We start from the raw sequence: 20,794 nt of genomic DNA on the forward strand, positions 1-20,794 counted from the left end.
ATAACCACTTAGTGTTTTCTATCTCCTAAAATAACGTTAGGCTATTTATCGTTACACCATAATAAGAATGAAAAATCTCACAAGGAAGTCTAACTCGTATGACATATCGCCGTATTATAAGTGTCATCGCTGCTATATCGTGCTCACTCACTGCAGTGGTGGCGCAAGGAGCGACACCAACTAACGTCAAGTCGCGTATTGACCGACAGGAAACGCCAGACAGAATTAGAGAATCCATGGTACTACCTTACCTATTTAGTACAGAAACCATGGGGCTTAATGTCGGTGTTGGCGGCATGATAAAAGGTATCTACCAAGACCAGATGACCATAGGTGGCACTGTCTTTGGAGGTGAAACCAGTTATGCACTAGCTGGAGGTGTTTGGAACTACATGATTCCAGGAACCGAACGCGTGTTCTTGAGTGCATACGGCATGTTTGGGTATTACCCAAAACAACGTGCTTATACTTCAGGTAATGCCTATTACACCCCACCTCGTCCCGGTAGCAATGGCTCATCTAATCTAGATTATTTGGAAGCGGATGGCGCATCTAACTGGTTTGATATCAAGATGGAGTATGTACTTCCTATTGGTGTAACCAGAGACAAAGGACTCGTTGACTATCAGATCCGCAACGGTTTGTTAGTCTCAGAGCCTTCCGGAGGTAAAGAGTGGAATCCGTTGACCAGCGGCTCAACTATCTTTGTAGCTCGCCAATTTAATCGATACCAATCTTTTGAGTTTCAACAAGGGGACGTCGACGGCGCGATTCATGCGATGGAGTTTGGCATACTCTACGATAATACCGACTTTGCCCCCAACCCTTCCTACGGTAGCCGACAATACATCGCAACTTCTCACGATTGGGGTTGGTTTGAGTCAAAAAAGCAGTGGTCGTTCAACGAACTTGATATGAGCAAATACTTTTCGCTCGGCAAGTCGGATTGGGCATCACAACGAATTATCGCGATGAACTTCTGGACCGGTTATTCACCTACTTGGGAAGTAACGGATAACCCTAATGGCACTCAGTCTATAAACGGAAATGCACCTTATAATGAGGGGGCAACTTTAGGTGGCTTTACTCGTATGCGTGGCTACGACAATAACCGATTCCACGACAAAGCCGTGATTTATGGCTCTGCAGAATATCGTTATACGTTGGCCTATAACCCTATTAAAGATATCTCTTGGTTGAATTTCTTGAGAGTAGACTGGATCCAACTTGTAGGCTTTGTTGAGGTAGGTCGCGTAGGTTCTGCCTACACGGCGAACGAACTTCTTACCGATCTCAAGTACGATGGCGGCGCATCAGTTCGTGCATTGATGGCCGGATTGGTCGTTCGTGCCGATTTAGCTAAGTCTCCAGAAAGCACTAACTTCTGGATTATGGTTGATCATCCATTCTAAATTTTCGTTCCGATAGCCAACACTATAGTTGGCTATCGATCCAATGAATAAATGTCCGGATTTTTGGTCTTTCTTCATGACCATTTAGACATACCAAATCATAAGTTTGGCTAGTGCTCATTGAAGGGTAAGGGCAAACCAACTCGCCTCTCTCAATATAGTCTTTAACAAAATAATACCTCCCCATCGCTAAGCCAAGTGAGTTCAGGGCTCCGGTCAGATCTAACCCTCGATGCCCAACACAATAAAAGTGTCTAAAGATATTGAGATCATAGTCGTGATATTTAATCCAGCGCTCCCAGACATTTGACCCTAATGCATGTATAAGATTGACCTCTTTCAGTCCATCTAGGCCACGTTCAAAGAGCTTAAATCGTTGAGCGTATTCAGGCGAACAAATAGGAATATAGCGCTCACCAAAGAGAGGTTTAACGAAGCAGTCCTTTGGTTTGTCATCGCCATAATAAAACGCGATATCAACTTGGTCATTCTCGAAGTTCTGTTGCTCTTCGTGGACAAGAATATTTACATTAAAGTTGGGGTAGCGCTGATTAAAATCTTTGAGTCTTGGTACTAACCAAGACGAGGCAAAATTTGGCGAACTGGCTATCGTGATCTCCCCACTCATATCCGTCGATTTAATTTCTTCGATCTCACCAAAAATGGAGTACAACGATTTTGAAAGCGTTTGATGAAACCGTTCGCCCTCCTCTGTAAGCCCCAGTTTCCTTGTGCCTCGGGTAAATAGATTAAAACCAAGCGACTTCTCAAGCACCTTAATTCGATGGCTCACCGCACCCTGAGTCAAGTGCAATTCCTTCGCTGCAAGGGTAAAACTCAGTACTTTTGCTGCGACATGGAAGGTATGCAGATTCCTCAATAAGGTTTGTTCATTCGCCATAACACGGCCTCTACTTATTAAAATTTTTAATCCATAGTACCCGAAAATTAGTTTGTTCGCATCGATAAATAAGTTTCAAATAGCAACTAGAAAACGAATGAACACCCTGTCGTTGCAAGCAAGTACAGGGCACAAGTTCCGTGGATAATAAACACAAAGAGGTTTGAATGAACATACTCGGCTATATGCAAAAAGTAGGTAAGGCATTAATGGTTCCAGTGGCCACCCTGCCTGCCGCTGCGATTTTAATGGGGGTTGGATATTGGCTGGATCCAACAGGTTGGGGAGCAGACAGTACCCTTGCTGCGTTTTTAATTAAGTCCGGCGGTGCAATCATCGATAACATGGCAGTGTTGTTTGCCGTTGGTGTTGCATTTGGTTTAAGCAAGGACAAGAATGGCTCTGCTGCATTGTCTGGTTTTATCTGCTTCTTAGTACTGACAACTCTTCTTTCTCCAGAAACCGTGCAGCAACTTAAAGGTATTAGTGCTGACGAAGTTCCGGCAGCCTTTGGCAAAATCTCCAACCAATTTGTTGGTATTATTGTCGGTATAGTCTCTGCTGAAATCTACAATCGCTACTCAGGTGTAACGCTACCTAAAGCGCTGGCATTCTTCAGTGGAAAGCGCCTAGTCCCTATTCTGACTTCTATTGCGGGTATGCTGTTAGCCTTCGTGCTTCTATATGTCTGGCCTGTAGTGTATGACGCTCTTATCGTGTTCGGCGTTGAACTTCAATCTATGGGTGCATTAGGCGCAGGTCTATTTGGCTTCTTTAACCGATTAATGTTGACCGTTGGCATGCACCACGCCCTGTACCCTGTTTTCTGGTTTGATGTCGTTGGCATTAATGACATTCCTAATTTCTTAGGCGGTGCTCAGTCTATTGCTAACGGAACGGCTACGGTTGGTGTGACTGGCATGTATCAAGCGGGCTTCTTCCCAATCATGATGTTTGGTCTTCCTGGTGCAGCATTGGCGATTTACCACTGTGCAGATAAAAAGAACAAATCAGCCGTGTTCTCTATCATGCTTGCTGCTGCGATGGCCTCTTTCTTTACAGGAATTACTGAGCCACTAGAGTTTAGCTTTATGTTCTTAGCTCCAGGTCTGTACTTACTTCACGCCGTACTGACTGGTATTTCACTATATATTGCTGCAAGTATGCAGTGGATCGCAGGATTTGGTTTCTCCGCCGGTTTTGTCGACCTAGTCCTGTCTAGTCAAAACCCGCTTGCTGTTCAGTGGTATATGCTTATTGTGCAAGGCTTAGTTTTCTTCGCCATTTACTACTGCGTGTTCCGTTTCGCTATTTTGAAATTCAACTTAAAAACGCCAGGTCGTGGTGAAGACATGGCTCCAGAGCAAGAAACAGCGGTAGACGGTGATCAAGGTATCGAAGGCTTAACTCACCAGTATATTGAAGCCCTAGGTGGTAGTGACAATATTACTGAAGTAGACAATTGTATTACTCGCCTACGCCTATCAGTAAAAGACTCTGGCATTGTAGACAAAGAAAAACTCAAACAACTTGGTGCCGCAGGCGTTGTTCCAGTTGGTAAGAACGGTATTCAAGTCATCATAGGACTAGGAAAGGTCGACAAAGTCGCCGAACAGATGAAAGTCGCTTTAGCGCAATGATAACGGACTCGTGATGTAAACCCTTTCTCAATTTGTTGAATCACCTTCAACAGAGAAAAATCGGCGGTATCACCTTACCGCCTCCCCCTCGAAGTGCAGAGTCGCTTAGTCACCGACTTTGCACTTCTTTTTAATCCGCTAACCTACTAATTTATAATATAAATATTCTCATAACATTCAGGCTAATCAAATTTCGACTATTTCTATAAAATCTGCGCTAGTTTGCTATTCAAACCTACTGTTACTCTTCAATCAACGATAAAAAGCACCTCTAAAGTGGTAGTACGAGTGCATTACTGCCCCCGCGGTAATGCCACTGTTTCTTGAGATGTGCGGTCAAAAATATTATTAAACATTGAACGAGGTAGAGCATGTCTAACGCTTTCTATATTCCATCATTAAACCTAATGGGTGTCGGCTGTCTTGAAGAAGCGGTAAACGCTATCAAATCACATGGCTTTACTAAAGCTCTTATCGTTACCGACAAGGTTTTAAACGAGCTGGGCGCAGTAAGTAAACTCACTACTTTGCTTGATAGTGCAAACGTAGCAGCGGTTGTGTTTGACGAGACTAAACCAAACCCAACTATCGAGAACGTGAACGATGGCTTAGCGCTACTAAAAGGCAATCAGTGTGATTGTGTGATTTCATTCGGTGGCGGCTCCCCTCATGATTGCGCAAAAGGTATCGCATTGCTTGCGACTAACGGCGGAGAAATCAAAGACTACGAAGGTGTTGATGTATCAGCGAAGCCTCAGTTACCGCTGATCTCAATCAATACAACGGCAGGCACTGCTTCTGAAATGACACGTTTCTGCATCATCACAGATGAGGCTCGCCACATCAAAATGGCAATTGTAGACAAGAATGTGACGCCAATTATCTCTGTAAACGACCCTGAGTTGATGCTGGCTAAGCCTGCGTCTCTTACAGCGGCAACTGGGATGGACGCACTTACGCACGCGATTGAAGCTTATGTGTCTATCGCAGCTACACCAGTCACGGATGCCGTTGCGATCAAAGCTATCGAAATGGTGCAAGCAAACCTTCGTGAGGCGGTGCAAAACGGTGACAATCTAACTGCACGTGACAACATGGCTTATGCGCAGTTTATGGCAGGTATGGCGTTTAACAATGCTTCACTGGGCTATGTTCACGCTATCGCTCACCAACTTGGTGGCTTCTACGATCTTCCTCATGGTGTATGTAACGCAATCTTGCTACCACACGTTCAGCAGTATAACGCTAAGGTAGTACCTGCACGCTTAGCTGACGTCGCGCGCGCCATGGGTGTTGATACTAATGGCATGACTGATGAGCAAGCCGCGAATGCAGGTCTTGATGCTATTCGTCAGCTATCTAAAGATGTGAACATTCCGGCTGGTCTTGAACAGCTTGGTGTAAAACGCGACGACTTCGATGTACTTGCAGAGAACGCGCTAAAAGACGCTTGTGGTTTCACCAACCCTAAACAAGCAAGCCACGAAGAAATCGTAGCCATCTTAGATTCAGCGCTGTAATTATTCGACACGTTTAACGTGCAACATCACAAAAATGCAGGCCAACCGATTGCCTGCATTTTTGCGTTTAAAAAGCTCCCGCCTTTCCTAACTCAGATCAATGTTACCTTCATGCCATCTCCCTACTATTAGCTTTCAGGCGATGAAAACAGAAAGACGCATTATTTATGCATAAACTAAACAGCTTTAGTCGAGTGGCAGAACGTGAGTACGCACTATCTACCGGTAGCTTAAACTTACTCTATTACGATCTTCCAAAAGACTTTCACGATGAGTACCGCTCTTACGATGCTCCTCGCCTGTGTACCATTTTAAAAGGCACCAAATCGGTGAGTGTCAATCAGTCGCAGAGCTTCCAATACAACCGTGACCAATTTGTTCTGTTACCACCTAATTCGAACATCTACATGAAGATGCCTGAGTACACCAAAGCACTGGTGTATGAATTCGATGAACAAATGATTGAAGGCGTCAGTCAACGTGTTGCTGATACTCTAGAAGTCGATTCACCAACAGCATTAGAATCACAAAGTTTCGCGGTCAATTCCATCGACAAAAGAATCGACAAACTACACACTCGAATGCAAGAGATCCTTCGAGAGCAAGAAGCCTGCATGGACTTTCTGATCGACCTGACCGGACAAGAATTGGTGTTTGAGTTGCTGCGCAATAATACTTGCCAAAGTATCATCTCGAACCATCGCTCTCACCCCATCAGTAAAGCGATTAGGATTATGAATTCACCGATGGGACTAAAGATGACGTTAGCTCAGGTAGCAGAAGAAGTGGGATTGTCTCAGTCGAGTTTTTCACAGAAATTTAAAGCAGCAACACAGCTAAGCCCTAAACAATACCTCACTCAGCTTAGACTGCAGTCCTCAAAACAATGCCTCAACAAATTGAGTGTTACTGATGCTGCCTATGAAGCCGGATATGACAATATTTCTCACTACATAAGACTGTTTAAGAAAGCTTACGGCCTAACTCCAAAGCAATACCAACGTTCGCTAATTCATGGCAGTCATTAAAAATGGTGCCTTAATTAAAAGGCACCTCCTGTTCTAATCGTCGCTAGAACACTATTCAGCGTTATTCTTGCCTGAACTCCAGCGACAAAGTTCAAACCAAAACATCATAAAGGCCGCACCGATTAGAAACGCCAAAATAAAACTGCGGTCATCCATGACACACATGGCAACAATGTCTAGTGTGTCTTCCACAGGTTTACCTCAACTAAAAGTAATAGCTGGCTTGTAGCCAACTGACCGTGTCTTTCTTGCTCACTTTATTGTCCGCGGTATGCTCAACTTTGAAACCAATGGACGCATAATCAGTCACCATATAGCCGCCGCCAATTTCTATTTGTGGAACAAACTCTTTGGCGCGAGTAATGTATGTCGCTTTAGGGTTGGCATAGAGCCAGTGACCAGCATCAAACCCATACATCGCATAAAGACCGCCTTGAACTAACGCCGAGTTTTTAAAGGACGATTTACCTTCTACCGCGATGTCGTGTTTGCTATCCATATAGCCACCGTAAAGCATTGGAAACACAGAGATATTAGGGGTAAAATCGATCTTGTAGATAGCACCCGCTAGCGTCGTCGTGATATTTCGATTTCCGATGACATCCAAGGAATAACCTAGGCCGTCGTTAACCTTAAAATAGCGAACGCGGTAATCTATATCTGTCTTGCCTTCAATATCTTTCTTGTCACCGAGACCTAAATCAGCGAAGACCATATGCCCTTGTCCCCAACCAAATACACTGTTGAGTTGAGTACGATCGTTTGATCTAGACAGTCCAACCATTGAGAATAGAGCCGTCGGGTCGCCATAGTTAATATCTTGAACCGAAGCTTCTGGAGCGACATCTTTTTGGTGAGTCGATGTCACTTCATTTGCCCAAACGCCCGCAGTAATCAAACTTAGAGCCATGGCAGTTATAGTGTTTTTCATATTTATACCTAATTAAACAAAAATCCCTTTAATTAGGTCATCCGTGGATTTCACAAGGCATTGCCAGAGTTATAAGAAGGGTTAACTACACGTAGAGAAGGTAGCGATATTTGATAGCTCAGCTTGTTCTACTAAATCAGCGCACGATACGGTTTTGATGTCGTTAAGCTGATTGAGGTCGATGCGAATCTCACTGTACGTATCAAAGTTGCGCATCTTGAATGAGCCATTTTCGAAGTTGTAGGTATATTGAATCCAGCTGGCATATGTTTCACCGTTTGCTGGGTCAATAATGTCTTGGGGCACCAGATTCCCTGAATCGAATGTGGATTGGAGCTTACCTTCTGTCTGTGCCCATGAAGCCTGTGGGTCAAACTTAACATGAGCAGAGTTGTACAAGCCTCGTAGCATTCTTTCTGGGGATGAGATGGTAGAACCGATGTTATGACCATTTTCGACATGATTAAAGTCACCTACTTTTGTCGCATTCTCATCGTGATATTGCTGCAAAGGGGCGTTCGCCATTACTCGCAGTTTGTCGTTCACAGAACCGCGATGCACCATCATTTTGCCGCCTTCATTGAGCTCAAACAAAGCAATGTCACCAGATTTGTCCTGTACCGAAATATGCAAGCCATGCTGGGTACCATGAATACCATCGGCCCAAGCAAACTGGAATTCATTTGCTTCAAACGCAGCGACCGCTTCTTCTACCGTTTTAAAGTTTTGCGCCATGAAAGCTGCTGCATCACCCCAGTTAACTGCCGGTGCACCGGTGTCCTTATAATCCTTGATGAATGCTTGCGAATCGTACATATATAAAGTTGAAGCAGATAAACCTTGATTGTTGATAGCTTCACCCGATGTATCGACAAACACGGCACGTTCTTCTAAGTTCAATGTCGGATACTTCACCGTCCATTTCGCCGCGGTTTTGTACGATGGAACCGCTTTAGTTGCCACCTCAACACCCGCTGGTGACATAATCGCATACGTACCAAGTTTCTGTCCCCAATCAAGTGTTCTAACTTGAGATACACCATATGGCGTATCAAGCGTGATGCGAGAACATGCGTTGGCGGTTCCAACGAGTACACTTGATGCTGTAGCAGCTAATGTAAGCGCGATAATTGTCTTCTTCATTTTCAACCCTCTAATATGTTCACGGTAGCAAAACCGTGTTTTGTCACCTGTTGATAGAGCGAACTTTAATCGCTGAGTAGAAGTACATCAAAGTGATTAGTATATAAATATCGAATAGGTCAATCAGAAAGAGGAAGCAGTAAGGTAGGAATATCAACCCTTTCCCTCTGGCATACAGCACCAAAGGGAAAGGTTAGTTTTAATGATTACAATGAATTAAAATCGAAAACCATCACAACAATCATACTGCTGTTGTGTTTTGATTATCTTTAACTGGAAAGTACACTCGTTTCAGTTTGCTAAAAGCTTTGCCTATATCCTCAAGAATCACATATAAGCACGGAACGGCAATGAGAGTTACCACGGTGGCGTACATCACAGCAAAGCCTAAAGCAACTGCCATAGGTTTAACAAACGCCGCCTGAAGACTGGTCTCGAACATGATGGGCAACACCCCAAAGAACGTAGTGATAGAGGTCAGCGTTATCGCCCTAAACCTCGCACAGCCAGCTTCAACCACGGCTTGCTTCGCACAATCACACCGCGCTTTGATTTGGTTGACGTAATCAGTCATCACTAACGAGTCATTAATCACAACCCCCGCCGCCGCAATCAAACCAAATGTGGACATCATGCTCATATCAAGGCCATAGAAATAGTGCCCCCATATCGCACCTGTTAGGCTAAACGGAATAACAGACATAATGATAAACGGCTGGGCATAACTTTTTAATGGCACAGCTAATAGAATGTAAACCGTTATCATCCCTGCAATAAAGAACACTATCTGCTCTGCTTTTTGCTTTTGTTGTTCTTCAATCGTGCCACCCAACTCAGTTTTCACTTCAGGGAATTGAGCGCGTAGTTCCGGAAGCACATTATCTTCAATATTCTTCACTGCTCTATCGGGTTCAATCACCGCTTCGTCAATAGAACCATAGATATAAACCGTTCTAAAACCATTCTCACGTCGTATTTGGTTGATGCCCGGCTTACTGGTGATGTTAACCACATCGCCCAACATCACTTTTTTGCCTGATGGGGTATTAATCAAGGCATAGCGCAGTGAAGAGAACGCTTCTCGGGTCAACTTAGGGTAGCGAACCATTACCCTGACTTCTTCAGTATTCCGAAGTACTCGCTGCGCCTCTCCACCATAAAAGCTGCCTCCAACCTGCGACGCTACATTAGCGAGATCCAGTCCGAGATCATAAGCCACAGGTTTTAGCGAAAGTTGTACTTCGCGACTGCCCGTATCCATCGAAGAACTGATATCAAACAACCCCGTCTGGAGCTGAAGCTTTGAAATCAGCTCACGTCCAGCGGCATTCAGCACTTCCATATCAGGGCCATACAGCAAATAACCAAACTCATCGCCCTCTTCGCCACCAGCCACATTATCGTTAATAACAATGGACTTCAGACCAACAATCGTCGGCATTTTTTCGCGCCAACGACGAGACAGCTCAAACGCATCAACTGGACGCACGTCTTCATCAACAAGAGGAAGGATGATCATGCCTTCGGTGCGACTCGTGTTAATCGTCATCGTGTCGCGAATAACAGGCTGCCCGTACTCTTGCTCTATATCCTTGTCGACCTCACTCACCACTTTTTCAAGAGTGAGTAACGCATCAATCGTTTGTTCATCGGACGCATTGCTGTTCATCTCAATTTTGATCATTGGAAAGTCAGACGGAACTTTAGGGCTAGGGATCATACGTACATGCCCTGACGTCAGCATTGCCGCACTGATAACCAAAATTGCGATAAAGCCAGCCATCACAGACCAACGCCACTCCACACACCACGACACGGTGCGCTTGTATGGCCCATTAACAAAGCGGAAAAATGAGCGATTGAAACGGGCACGATAACTGTTCTCTTTGACTGTGGTAAATTTGGTATGAGCCAAATGCGCTGGCAGGATGAGTTTCGACTCTATCAAGCTGAAAATCAGACAGAAAATAACAACGATAGAAAGACCATAGAAAAAAGCCTTCTCTGGTCCTGTCGAGAATAAGAACGGAACAAACACAGCAATAGTTGTCAGTACCCCAAATGTTGCAGGGGTTGCGACACGCTGAGCGCCACGCACGACATTAGTGACCCCTCCACCTTCTTTTTCAACCTCGGTGTAGACACTTTCTCCTATGACGATGGCGTCATCTACCACAATACCGAGCACCATAATAAACGCGAACAGTGTGATGATATTGATACTGACATCAAACAGTGGCATCAGCATAACCGCTCCTAAGAAACAGACCGGTAAACCAACCATAACCCACATAGCTAAGCGGAATCGCAGGAAAATAGTCAGCAAAACCGCTACCAGAACCGCACCTTGCAACAGGTTCTTAAGCATCATATCCAGTCGAGCATTCAAATAGAACGTCATATCCATCAAAGTGTTGAGTTGAATACCATGAGGTAACGTTTGATTTCTTGCGTCAATAAAGCGCTTCACCGTCTCGGCCACAGGCACCATATTTTGGGTTTTGGTTGCCTTAACCGTCAAATAGATACCGTTCTCACCTGAATACTTAAAGTAGTGTTGCCCTTCAGTAAACTCATCTTTTATTTTGGCAATATCACCCAATAAGACCTTGGAGCCATTGGCGCCAACTTTGACGGGTATCTGCCGAAATTCAAAACCATCGTAGTACTGGTTCTCAATTCGAATCGACACTAAACCCGTACTAGTCCTGACTTGTCCTGCGGAAAAATTTGCCGAGTATTTTTGAATCGCCGCTACTACGTCGTCAAGCGTTAGATCATAGGTTCGTAGCTCATCTGGGTGAATTTCAATACCGATTTCATCGGGTGGAGAGCTGACTTCAACCAAAGAAACGTCATTAAGCTGTAATAGTTCTTTCTCTACCTGCTTCGCAATGGTTTTCAGCTCTGATAACGACGTATTGCCTGACAGCACCATACCAATAACGTCTTGCTTAAACTCTATCTGCGTGACCTTAATCGGCTCCATAGCCTTGGGGAAACTAGCTATGGCATCGACTCGCTGCTTTACCTTATCCAGTACTTCCATAAGGTTTGCCTTGGTATCAATTTCCAAAGTTACCGCACCGCCACCTCGATAAGCGTCAGTCACCGCTTTTTTAATCTCGGTGACATCTTTCAGCGACTCTTCCACTTTGATTAGGATCGTCTCTTCAATTTCCTGAGCAGAAACCCCTGGGTAAGACGCTGTCACATTAATGTAGTTGATTTCAAAATTTGGGAACATCTGGCGCTGAATCAGAAAGTAGCTGACGGTTCCCATGATCAAGATAAACGCCATCAAAAGGTTGGCGGCTACCGAGTTATTGGCAAAAAGGGCGATAATGCCGCGTTGAGTGGACTTACTCACTGGCTTCTCCTTGGTTCACCAATACCTCTGAATTACTATTCGAGCGAATCACCGACATTCCAATTTGCGGGAACTCGGGCACAGTTAATACCAGCTCATCGCCTGTTTTCACACCAGAATCGATAAAGAAGTTTGCCTGCTCTTCACGCAAAACATGGACACTTTTAGGGACGAGCTTGTCTTCTTGATCGACAACCCAGACTCGCTCATCAGTGACCAACTCTTGCGGCACTTTAAACAGGTTTGGGATCTGTTTACCGTTGAAGACCACTTCAACATATGAACCAAAAGGTAATGGTTTGGCATCCGTTGTCAGCGCATAAGGGTCCTTGATTCGAATCACTAGGTTTGCCATACGCGTAGCACTGTCTACCACTCCTAGATCTCGCATAATCACACCATCTCGAACCGAGTTAGTGCGACCTTTAGAAATGACGTCGGCTTTCACTCCTACAATATTGTCAGGTAAGAAAGGCGCGTCGAAGCCTGCAATGGGCACCATCACCTCTGCTGATTCAATGTTATTCAGCTCCGCAACTTGTGCGCCTGAAGTAATGTACTGACCAACACCGATGCTTCTGGAGACCACCAACGCATCATAAGGCGCTTCAACTTCACAGTTGGCAAGATCACGATTGGCTCTGCGCAATGCAGCCTGCGCCGATTTAACGCTGGCCTCTGCGCTTAGCACTTGAGGAATACGCAGATAGAGGTCCGAGACTTGGGTATCTTTGATTTTCTTTGCCTGTCTTTCGGCAACTTTCGCCTTAGCACGCTCTTCAATTAAGGCCGCTTGCGCCTGCGCGAGTTGTGCTTGGGCTTGCAGCACCGCTGCTTGATAGTTATCTTTTTCGATGGTGAAAAGTATTTCGCCGCGTTTTACCACGCCACCTGCCACAAAGTTCGGATGCCAACTGGTAACTTCACCGGAAACTTGTGTTGATAACGCAGTGCGCTCAAGTGGCACTACCTCACCAAAACTTGAGATTTGCACCTGATGATTTTCGGCTTTTAGGATTTGGGTTTTAACTCTTGGGACGGTATCGACTTGTTTTTGGTCTTCAATTTCTGGAGCCGTTTGCTCCACTAGCATAAAGCCACCAGCGGCCACACCTAAAATCGCGAATGGTAGAATCCATTTAATACTGCGCTTGAACATAGCTTCCCTTGATTTATATTCTTCTGCTTTGATTATTGTACGTAATTTCAGCTAGAGAAACTGTAAGGAAACCTCATCTTTTTCTGTGTTTGTGTGAAGAGCAGCAATAAGAACAAGAAGGTATGCATCACAACATACCTTCTACACTAGATTCATTCGATGGGATTATGAGTGCGACAGCGAATCACATTTAGCCGCGCAGATAAAATCGTTTTGGTGTAATCCTTTTATTGAGTGGCTCCACCAAGTCACGGTTACCTTCCCCCACTCCAAAAGAATTGCAGGGTGATGAAACTCATCTTCTGCTAGCTCAGCAATCTTATTAGAAAAGGCCCAAGCCAATTTAAAATTCTTAAAACTAAACTGTTTTTCTAACTGAGGAATCCCATCTCTCTCGATAATGCTCCAGCCGTTCAGTTCTGTCAGTAGTTGTTGCTGTTCTTCCTTCGTTAATGCCAGTGCATCGCTACTACACGCTTCACAGCGCAGTTCATTAAGCATGAGTCTTATCCTTTGGTTCAAATAGTGGTGGCAACAATCCAGCGTTCATCGCTCGATTAACGTATTCGGTGAGACCGCCCGATCGTAGTTGGTATAGTTGGTCAATATCGTCCAGTACAAAGTAGGTCGGCTGCATGATATCAATGCGGTACGGAGTTCTTAACACGGTATCCAAGTCGAAAGCTTGGCGCAGTGCTCGTTCATCATCTAACGCATAGAGAGTTTCTCCCGGTGAAGAGAGAATTCCACCGCCGTAAATTTTAGTTAGACCGTTTTGTTCCACTAAACCAAACTCAACGGTAAACCAGTACAGTCGAGCCAAATATACTCGCTGTTTGGCGTCAGCATCACTGCCTAGCTTGCCGTAGATTCGAGTAAATTCGGCAAATTGCGGATTGGTCAACATGGCACAATGACCAAATACCTCATGAAAGAAGTCGGGCTCTTGTAAGTAGTCAAACTCTTCTCTCGACCGCAAAAACGTCGCAACAGGAAACTTACGGTCGGCCAATAACGCGAAAAATCGGTCAAAATCAATAAGCGCCAGTACTGGCTCCACTTGCCACCCCGTTTCTCTATGTAGCACTCGGTTAATTTCAGGTAGCTGCGGAACACGATCAAGGGGTAGATCTAACAAGTCTAGGCCGTGCAAATACTCCTTACACGCTCTCTCTTTCACCAAATCGAGCTGTCGAACAACCAAGTCATGCCATATCTGATCTTCCTCGCTGCTCCACTCCACAAAACCGAGCTCGTTCACAGGTTTTGATACGTACTGAGTCATCTCGTCACCATTAACAACTTTGTTACATTAAGCCTATGTGCGGAGAAATTTGCTGACAATAATTCAATCAGACTCTAATGCGCATCGCGGTGTAACAATTTATTTACATTTGAACGAATTCTTTCGACTTATCAATATATTGTTTTCAGCTCCCTCAATTTGACGTATTGAGGATTCGCACCAAAACTTAATCACAATTCATCGCATTAAGTACAAAGGAAGCGCATGCCAAATAACGACATGGATCACATCCCACTCTGGTCGCCTTCTCCCGAGCGAGTCGAGGGTTCTCATCTCAAAGCCTTTATGCAAGTACTGGAACAACAAGGGCTCAGCTTTAGTGATTATGCTCATTTGCATCAGTGGTCCATCAGCCAGCCAGAGTCCTTTTGGAATGAAGTATGGGATTATTGTGGTGTAGTTGGAGACAGGCATGCGCCGAGTTGCCAGTTAGGTTCGCCAAAATGGGACAAACCTGTCGTCGCTAGAGACACGCTCTGGTTCCCCAATGCGACATTAAATTATGCCGAAAATCTCCTAGCTTACGGCAAGGCTCACCCTTCTGAACTTGCTATTTACTTTCAGAACGAAAATCATCAGTCGTCTCACCTTACTTGGCAGCAGTTAATTGAGCAGGTCTCCATCGTCCAACAATGGCTTATTGAGTTGGGTATTGCTGAAGGCGATGTCGTGGCAGGCTATTTGCCACATATTCCTCATACAGTTATCGCCATGCTCGCAGCGACCAGTTTAGGGGCGATATGGACTTCCACCTCTCCCGATTTCGGCGTGGACAGTGTCATCGAACGGTTTGGGCAAGTTGAACCTAAAATCCTATTCTGCTGCGACGGTTACCATTTCAATGGCAAGGCTTTCGGAATGATTGAGAAAAACCAAAGCCTTATCGACGCTCTGCCTTCGATTACCCAAGCTTGCCTGATTCGCTATTCTGACCAGCACGATACTCAAATGGAAAATGCCGTGGATTGGGGCTCCCTAGCACGGCGTTTTTCGCCTATGCCAGTCGCCTTCCATCGCGTTAAGTTTAATGCACCTTTATTCGTTCTCTACTCTTCGGGGACAACAGGCAAACCAAAATGTATTGTGCATTCTGTCGGTGGCACTACTATCAACCACTTGAAAGAACATCAACTCCATTGTGATATCAAGCCCCAAGACCGCGTGTTCTATTACACCACTTGTGGTTGGATGATGTGGAACTGGCAAGTCTCTGCCTTGGCATCGGGGGCAACATTGGTAATATTTGATGGCAGCCCTGTCTATCCCAAAGTAAACACCGTTTGGCAACTCGCTCATAAAGCTGAGGTCACTCTGTTTGGTACATCTGCAAAGTACCTCGAGACTTTACAAAAGCTCCATTATCGACCCAACGAACACTTCGCTTTACCACGACTCAAAACGCTGTGTTCAACAGGCTCCGTACTTTATCCGCAACAGTTTGATTTCGTCTATGACGCGATAAAACCAGACTTGCATCTGGCTTCTATATCAGGGGGAACCGATATTTGTGGCTGTTTTGTCTTGGGTAACCCTGTGTCCCCAGTCTACAGAGGAGAATGCCAAGCATCGGGACTAGGGCTGGATGTAAAAGTATTCAATGAACAAGGTAAGAGCGTGATTGAACAGCGTGGAGAGCTGGTATGTCGCAACAGTTTTCCCAATCAGCCTATCGGTTTTTGGAGCGATAAGGGCGAACGCTATCACAATGCGTATTGGGCTGAATTCCCAGGAGCTTGGAATCATGGCGACGATGTAATGCAAAGTCTTACTGGCGGTATGACCTTTTTTGGTCGAAGTGACGCTACTCTTAATCCGGGAGGTGTTCGTATTGGAACTGCAGAAATATACCAGCAAGTGAACCAGTTGGAGGAAATCAGTGACGCTATCGCGGTTGGTCGGGTTCAAAATGGTAATGAAACCGTGGTCCTGTTTGTTCAACTTAGCAACACGGCCACGCTTGATGACGTCTTAAAACAACGCATTAAACAAACCCTGAAAACACACTGCTCTCCACGTCATGTTCCTTCAGAGATCTATCCGATCAGCGAAGTACCACGAACCAAGTCAGGCAAGTTAGTAGAGCTAGCGGTCAAGCAAACGCTACATGGTCAACCGGTCAAGAACCAAGGGGCGATTGCTAACCCCTGGGTTCTAGAAGAAGTGAAAAGCCACGTTGTATAACGTAACTTCAAGGTTTGATCACTAATCGCTATACATTCATACGCAATGCGAAGAAAAAGAAGAACGCTAGACAGCCAGTGAACACCAGAGCCAGTGATAAATACTTCATTGTTTCTACCTTAGTCAGCTATTTCCGATGTTATAACAAACTCACTAGTGCAAACCGAGGAATTGGAGAAATTCATTTCTGAACCGCAATACTGAATTTCTCTAATTCATCGTCAAGGCTTCCGGAACCGTGAAGAATAGCGCTCAACAATTAAAAAGAAATCAATCTATGTTGAGAGCCAGTATGAGAAACTACATTACTAAAACGATGACCGCACTATCATTAACGGGAGTGATGACCGCATCTGTTATGGCAAGCATCACAATACCCGAGCGCACGATTCCGACCCCTCCTGGAGTGTCAGAGGAACTTGCTTCGATAATAGAACAAAAAGTTTATCCGACAGGTGTTCCCATTCCAACAACGGATGAAGAGTGGCAAGCCGCGCGATCTGCTCTAGACTCTCTCCATGCGGATATTGCTGTTACAGCGGCAGAGCGACTTGGCGTCCATTATGAACGAAAAATCTTCGCGGGTGTCGATACCTTTTTCGTTACACCTAAGAAAGTATCACCTCAATATCAAGATAGATGGCTGGTACACGTTCACGGAGGGGCATTTGTCTTTGGCGGCGATGAGTCCGCATTACGTGAGGCTATTTGGGTTGCTGACGGATTAAATGCAAAGGTTATTTCGGTGAACTACCGACAACCACCTGAGCATCCATTTCCAGCAGCGATCGACGATACTGTTGCCGTTTGGAAGGAACTAATAAAAATACAACCAGCAGAAAAAACCGCTCTATTTGGTACGTCTGCAGGTGGTAATATTACTCTAACCACAACACTCAAACTCAAAGAACTCGGTGCACCACTGCCCGGTGTTCTGTTTGCAGGAACCCCTGCCACTGACCTGAAAGAAACATCGGATAGTTGGCTTACATTGCAAGGTCTCGACCCATTAGGCGGACGAGACGGTATTATTAACGCAGCTTTCGATGTCTACGCCAATGGAGAGCCACTGGACAATCCTTTATTGTCTCCAGTTTATGGCGATCTTTCTAACTTCCCACCAACGATATTAATTTCAGGCACTAGGGATTTGTTGCTAAGTGACACGGTTAGAATGCATCGAGCGTTAAGAGCTCAGAACATCGACGCACAGCTGCATATCTACGATGGTCAAACACACGCTGATTACTTACAGAGCCTCGTTCAGCCAGTACCTGAGTCTGACGATGCCCTCAAAGAACTATCACGCTTCTTTGATAAACACATCAACTAACCGTCACATTGCTGAATTGAAGCGAGTACTCTCGCTTCAACTCCCCTCCTCTAGCAATTGTCAGGAGTATTACATGTCACTCACTCATCGATTTCGCTGGTTAACACCACTGCTTCTTTGCGTACTTTGTTCTCCTAGCTTTGCTGCTACTTCTCGACTGCTATCGAACACCTCTTCCCCTCAACAAACCCTTAATAGCTTCATACAGGCTTCTGATGAGCTCATCCAATACTGGCAACAGGAAGAACTACGTACTATTGGAGCCGAGCTTGCATTAGCACAAGCTATTCGAACCATGGACCTATCTCTCGTTCCGAACCGAACTCGAACCGTAGTCGTGATGGAGCGCATTATTTTACTTCGTGAGATAATAGATCGTCTTGATTCAGAAGCCCTAAAAGCACTACCAAAATCGTCATCCTACGATTTTTGGCGCTTTGATAATACAGACATAACAATCACCAAACTGACTGATGGTGAACGTGCAGGCCAGTACGTATTTTCGGCAAACACGATCCAGCAATTACCTAAGTGGTACCGAACACTACAGCCTTTGCCCTATAACAGCTCAGAACGGCTCGACTATTATACGGTTTTCATACATTCACCAGGCCCACTTTTCCCCAAACAATTTATCGCGTCACTGCCTGATAAGGTCCATATTCTTTACGGCCCATTACCACTTTGGCAGTGGATTGCTGTTCTACTACTTGCCAGCACCTGCTATGCGTCCATAAAAATGAGTGTTTATTTAGGCCAACGTTGGAACCAACATTGGGCACAGAAAAATTTGAAATGGAAAGTCGGCAAACTGATTTCATTAATCAGCTGTGGCTTTATTCTTTACCTCACTCGTCAAGTCATGGATCAAGGTATCTGGTTAACCGGAGGGGTATATCAGTTCATAACAACGTGTTTCTTTTTAGCACAGTTCTATATTTTATCTTGGCTCATTATGGCTACTTTTAAGTACGGCGCGGCCTTATATGCCTTTAAAAGAAACAATGGAAAACACGTAGACTCCTCACTAATTACCGTTTTGTCGCGTATTTTCGGTGGCCTCACTATCATCATACTTGGTATTTATGTCATCGAATTTATGGGGTTTTCCATCTCCCCTTTACTCGCAGGTATTGGTGTAGGGGGTCTAGCCGTTGCCTTGGCAATTCGGCCGGTACTGGAGAACGTCATCAACGGATTAACGCTGTATGCAGATGGCGGTATAAAAATTGGTGAGTTGTGTCGTTATGGCGACAAGCTCGGCACTATCGAGAGCATTGGTTTACGATCAACTCGGATCCGTACTCTAGAGCGATCATTAATCACCATACCTAACTCTGAGTTTGCAAACATGGAAATTGATAATCTTGAAAGGCGTGACAAAAGGAGGATGGAGCACACTCTGCGCATTCGACCAGAGCTCACTCAAGAGCAGCTTAAAGTTCTCATTGTTAGCATACGCCGAGTACTTTTACAGCACCCTAAAGTCGAACCCGAGCCGATACGTGTACGTTTTTGTGGTATAGGTGAGTTTGCTATTTTGGTCAACACTATGTGCTATATCCATTGCAAAGACAACGAAGAATTCTTGTCAATACAAGAAGATATTCTCTTTCTTATGGCCCAGAAAATTGAAACTATTGGTGCGCAACTCGCCTTCTCGACCCAATACCAGTTCGCCGGGCACCTCTCCGAAACTGACCAAGGATTAGCCGAAGAAGCGAAGCAAATTGTAGAAACTTGGCATACCACCAATAACTACCCATTTCCTGACTTTAGCTACGAATACAAACATGAAATCAAAAGTAGTACAGTGTTTCCGGCGAAGACCTCCTCGGTCAATAGACATGGTTAGACTAATATTCCGGCTGTACTACGTCATCAAAATAGGATTGTAACGCTTGGTGCACCAGTTGATTCAATGGGTACCCTCGTTTTGTTTGCAGGTATCCACCAACAATATTGACTTCACGTAACTCTTTAGGAAACTTAGGCAGAGGGTAACAAGCTAACTCAGGCTCCAGCTCCGTCATATAACTGCTTCCGTAAAGAATCGCGTCAGAGTTCTTTAATTTATGCAGCAGTACCTTAACGCTGTGGGTAACCAACGCAACATTCGCTTGGTAACCTTTTGATTGGTAGATATCTTCGATGGGTGATCGCTTTGAGTTAATTCCATCCATCTCAACTCGTGTTAAAGGCAGAGAATGGATCGCATCCCATTCGCTAGATTTAGTCAGAACAGGGTGATTCTTTCGCGCTACCAGACATAGTTTGATCGCACTCAGGTGGGGCTGATAAATCTCTTGTGGTAGAGGGTAACCCTCAAAATGAATAAGGTAGTCAATGTGACCGTTAAAAACATCCGTCAACGAATCAGGCTGCCAATAAACAAGCTTGAGCTTCGCTTTAGGCAGTACCGCCCTAAGCACCTCAAAGATACCTACCCCATATACTTCTAAGAAAAAGATATGCATCGCGATAACAAGCTCACCATCAAACTCACGCGGTTCAAAATCTCGATACGACTCAACAACTTTTATAATCGGCGTGAACATTTCATCGGAAGCTTGAGCCAGCTTCTCGGCGAGCTCTGATGGTTCGACTCCATGCGCTTTACGGATAAAAAGTTGGTCGCCAAATACTTCTCGAAGTTTAGCTAAACCTCGGCTAACACTGGTTTGGGAAATCCCAAGCTGACTAGCGGCTGCATGAGTATTTTTTGTTTCTACCACGGCACGGAGCAGCTTCAAGAGATTAAGATCCAACTCTTTGATTTCTTTCATTCTCTAACCTATTTATTTCCTTATATATTCAACTATGAGCGAATATGACAATCGAAGCAAATGGTATTGTTGCTGTTATATCCT

Annotated in this window: 16 protein-coding genes; 7 read left to right on the forward strand and 9 right to left on the reverse strand. The window is 44.9% G+C overall.

Going from position 1 to position 20,794, the window contains the following annotated elements:
- Positions 1-98 precede the first annotated feature (98 nt).
- A complete protein-coding gene (locus tag MMA19_RS04585) occupies positions 99-1,412 on the forward strand; it encodes a BamA/TamA family outer membrane protein (protein ID WP_006070910.1) in 1,314 nt (437 codons plus the stop codon).
- Between the two features lie 22 nt (positions 1,413-1,434).
- Here MMA19_RS04585 and MMA19_RS04590 read toward each other — a convergent pair whose 3' ends face one another.
- Positions 1,435-2,313 carry a LysR substrate-binding domain-containing protein gene (locus MMA19_RS04590; RefSeq protein ID WP_006070908.1) on the reverse strand — a complete coding sequence of 293 codons (879 nt, stop codon included), beginning with the start codon at positions 2,311-2,313 and terminating at the stop codon, positions 1,435-1,437.
- 167 nt (positions 2,314-2,480) lie between these two features.
- On the opposite strand from MMA19_RS04590, the gene nagE reads away from it, so the two are divergent.
- The 3 genes from nagE (at position 2,481) to MMA19_RS04605 (ending at position 6,501) form a co-directional block, all read left to right on the forward strand.
- Positions 2,481-3,953, forward strand: a complete 1,473-nt coding sequence (nagE, locus tag MMA19_RS04595; protein WP_240205608.1) for an N-acetylglucosamine-specific PTS transporter subunit IIBC — start codon at positions 2,481-2,483, stop codon at positions 3,951-3,953.
- A 371-nt stretch (positions 3,954-4,324) separates the two neighbouring features.
- Positions 4,325-5,473 carry an L-threonine dehydrogenase gene (yiaY, locus tag MMA19_RS04600; RefSeq protein WP_031494587.1) on the forward strand — a complete coding sequence of 383 codons (1,149 nt, stop codon included), beginning with the start codon at positions 4,325-4,327 and terminating at the stop codon, positions 5,471-5,473.
- A gap of 167 nt (positions 5,474-5,640) precedes the next feature.
- A complete protein-coding gene (locus MMA19_RS04605) occupies positions 5,641-6,501 on the forward strand; it encodes an AraC family transcriptional regulator (protein WP_062458464.1) in 861 nt (286 codons plus the stop codon).
- Between the two features lie 51 nt (positions 6,502-6,552).
- Here MMA19_RS04605 and MMA19_RS04610 read toward each other — a convergent pair whose 3' ends face one another.
- The 7 genes from MMA19_RS04610 to phhA all read right to left on the reverse strand — a co-directional run bounded on the left by MMA19_RS04610 (position 6,553) and on the right by phhA (position 14,389).
- A complete protein-coding gene (locus tag MMA19_RS04610; protein WP_240205609.1) occupies positions 6,553-6,693 on the reverse strand; it encodes a hypothetical protein in 141 nt (46 codons plus the stop codon).
- A gap of 13 nt (positions 6,694-6,706) precedes the next feature.
- The gene (locus MMA19_RS04615) at positions 6,707-7,432 is read right to left on the reverse strand and encodes a hypothetical protein (RefSeq protein WP_240205610.1); all 726 of its coding nucleotides are present in this window, start codon (positions 7,430-7,432) and stop codon (positions 6,707-6,709) included.
- 81 nt (positions 7,433-7,513) lie between these two features.
- Positions 7,514-8,575, reverse strand: a complete 1,062-nt coding sequence (locus tag MMA19_RS04620) for a linear amide C-N hydrolase (protein ID WP_062458466.1) — start codon at positions 8,573-8,575, stop codon at positions 7,514-7,516.
- A 241-nt stretch (positions 8,576-8,816) separates the two neighbouring features.
- A complete protein-coding gene (locus MMA19_RS04625; RefSeq protein ID WP_240205611.1) occupies positions 8,817-11,945 on the reverse strand; it encodes an efflux RND transporter permease subunit in 3,129 nt (1,042 codons plus the stop codon).
- Positions 11,938-13,104: an efflux RND transporter periplasmic adaptor subunit gene (locus tag MMA19_RS04630; RefSeq protein ID WP_038227226.1), complete on the reverse strand. Its 1,167-nt coding sequence runs from the start codon at positions 13,102-13,104 to the stop codon at positions 11,938-11,940. The genes MMA19_RS04625 and MMA19_RS04630 overlap by 8 nt, the downstream gene beginning before the upstream one ends.
- Positions 13,105-13,269: 165 nt before the next feature.
- The gene (locus tag MMA19_RS04635; RefSeq protein WP_006070894.1) at positions 13,270-13,605 is read right to left on the reverse strand and encodes a 4a-hydroxytetrahydrobiopterin dehydratase; all 336 of its coding nucleotides are present in this window, start codon (positions 13,603-13,605) and stop codon (positions 13,270-13,272) included.
- Positions 13,598-14,389 (reverse strand): phenylalanine 4-monooxygenase, encoded by a 792-nt coding sequence (gene phhA / locus MMA19_RS04640; protein WP_240205612.1) that lies wholly within the window; start codon positions 14,387-14,389, stop codon positions 13,598-13,600. The genes MMA19_RS04635 and phhA overlap by 8 nt, the downstream gene beginning before the upstream one ends.
- Before the next feature lie 225 nt (positions 14,390-14,614).
- On the opposite strand from phhA, the gene MMA19_RS04645 reads away from it, so the two are divergent.
- From MMA19_RS04645 to MMA19_RS04655, 3 genes are all read left to right on the forward strand, one after another.
- Positions 14,615-16,591, forward strand: coding sequence for an acetoacetate--CoA ligase (locus MMA19_RS04645; RefSeq protein WP_240205613.1), 1,977 nt, complete (start codon positions 14,615-14,617; stop codon positions 16,589-16,591).
- Between the two features lie 292 nt (positions 16,592-16,883).
- Positions 16,884-17,924, forward strand: a complete 1,041-nt coding sequence (locus tag MMA19_RS04650; protein ID WP_124941403.1) for an alpha/beta hydrolase — start codon at positions 16,884-16,886, stop codon at positions 17,922-17,924.
- A 73-nt stretch (positions 17,925-17,997) separates the two neighbouring features.
- Entirely contained in the window at positions 17,998-19,779 is a 1,782-nt protein-coding gene (locus MMA19_RS04655; RefSeq protein ID WP_240205614.1) for a mechanosensitive ion channel domain-containing protein, read from the forward strand.
- Position 19,780: 1 nt separating this feature from the next.
- Here MMA19_RS04655 and MMA19_RS04660 read toward each other — a convergent pair whose 3' ends face one another.
- The gene (locus MMA19_RS04660) at positions 19,781-20,710 is read right to left on the reverse strand and encodes a LysR family transcriptional regulator (RefSeq protein WP_240205615.1); all 930 of its coding nucleotides are present in this window, start codon (positions 20,708-20,710) and stop codon (positions 19,781-19,783) included.
- Positions 20,711-20,794 lie beyond the last annotated feature (84 nt).

The organism is Vibrio sp. CyArs1 (genome assembly GCF_022432925.1).
Taxonomy (GTDB): domain Bacteria; phylum Pseudomonadota; class Gammaproteobacteria; order Enterobacterales; family Vibrionaceae; genus Vibrio; species Vibrio mediterranei.

What these genes read in the sequence shown, in the direction of transcription:
- MMA19_RS04590 (WP_006070908.1), bottom strand. Translation starts at nt 2,313, where the DNA reads ATGGCGAATGAACAAACCTTATTGAGGAATCTGCATACCTTCCATGTC.
- phhA (WP_240205612.1), bottom strand. Translation starts at nt 14,389, where the DNA reads ATGACTCAGTACGTATCAAAACCTGTGAACGAGCTCGGTTTTGTGGAG.
- MMA19_RS04585 (WP_006070910.1), top strand. Translation starts at nt 99, where the DNA reads ATGACATATCGCCGTATTATAAGTGTCATCGCTGCTATATCGTGCTCA.
- MMA19_RS04655 (WP_240205614.1), top strand. Translation starts at nt 17,998, where the DNA reads ATGTCACTCACTCATCGATTTCGCTGGTTAACACCACTGCTTCTTTGC.
- MMA19_RS04635 (WP_006070894.1), bottom strand. Translation starts at nt 13,605, where the DNA reads ATGCTTAATGAACTGCGCTGTGAAGCGTGTAGTAGCGATGCACTGGCA.
- MMA19_RS04615 (WP_240205610.1), bottom strand. Translation starts at nt 7,432, where the DNA reads ATGAAAAACACTATAACTGCCATGGCTCTAAGTTTGATTACTGCGGGC.
- MMA19_RS04660 (WP_240205615.1), bottom strand. Translation starts at nt 20,710, where the DNA reads ATGAAAGAAATCAAAGAGTTGGATCTTAATCTCTTGAAGCTGCTCCGT.
- MMA19_RS04630 (WP_038227226.1), bottom strand. Translation starts at nt 13,104, where the DNA reads ATGTTCAAGCGCAGTATTAAATGGATTCTACCATTCGCGATTTTAGGT.
- MMA19_RS04650 (WP_124941403.1), top strand. Translation starts at nt 16,884, where the DNA reads ATGAGAAACTACATTACTAAAACGATGACCGCACTATCATTAACGGGA.
- nagE (WP_240205608.1), top strand. Translation starts at nt 2,481, where the DNA reads ATGAACATACTCGGCTATATGCAAAAAGTAGGTAAGGCATTAATGGTT.
- MMA19_RS04605 (WP_062458464.1), top strand. Translation starts at nt 5,641, where the DNA reads ATGCATAAACTAAACAGCTTTAGTCGAGTGGCAGAACGTGAGTACGCA.
- yiaY (WP_031494587.1), top strand. Translation starts at nt 4,325, where the DNA reads ATGTCTAACGCTTTCTATATTCCATCATTAAACCTAATGGGTGTCGGC.
- MMA19_RS04645 (WP_240205613.1), top strand. Translation starts at nt 14,615, where the DNA reads ATGCCAAATAACGACATGGATCACATCCCACTCTGGTCGCCTTCTCCC.
- MMA19_RS04620 (WP_062458466.1), bottom strand. Translation starts at nt 8,575, where the DNA reads ATGAAGAAGACAATTATCGCGCTTACATTAGCTGCTACAGCATCAAGT.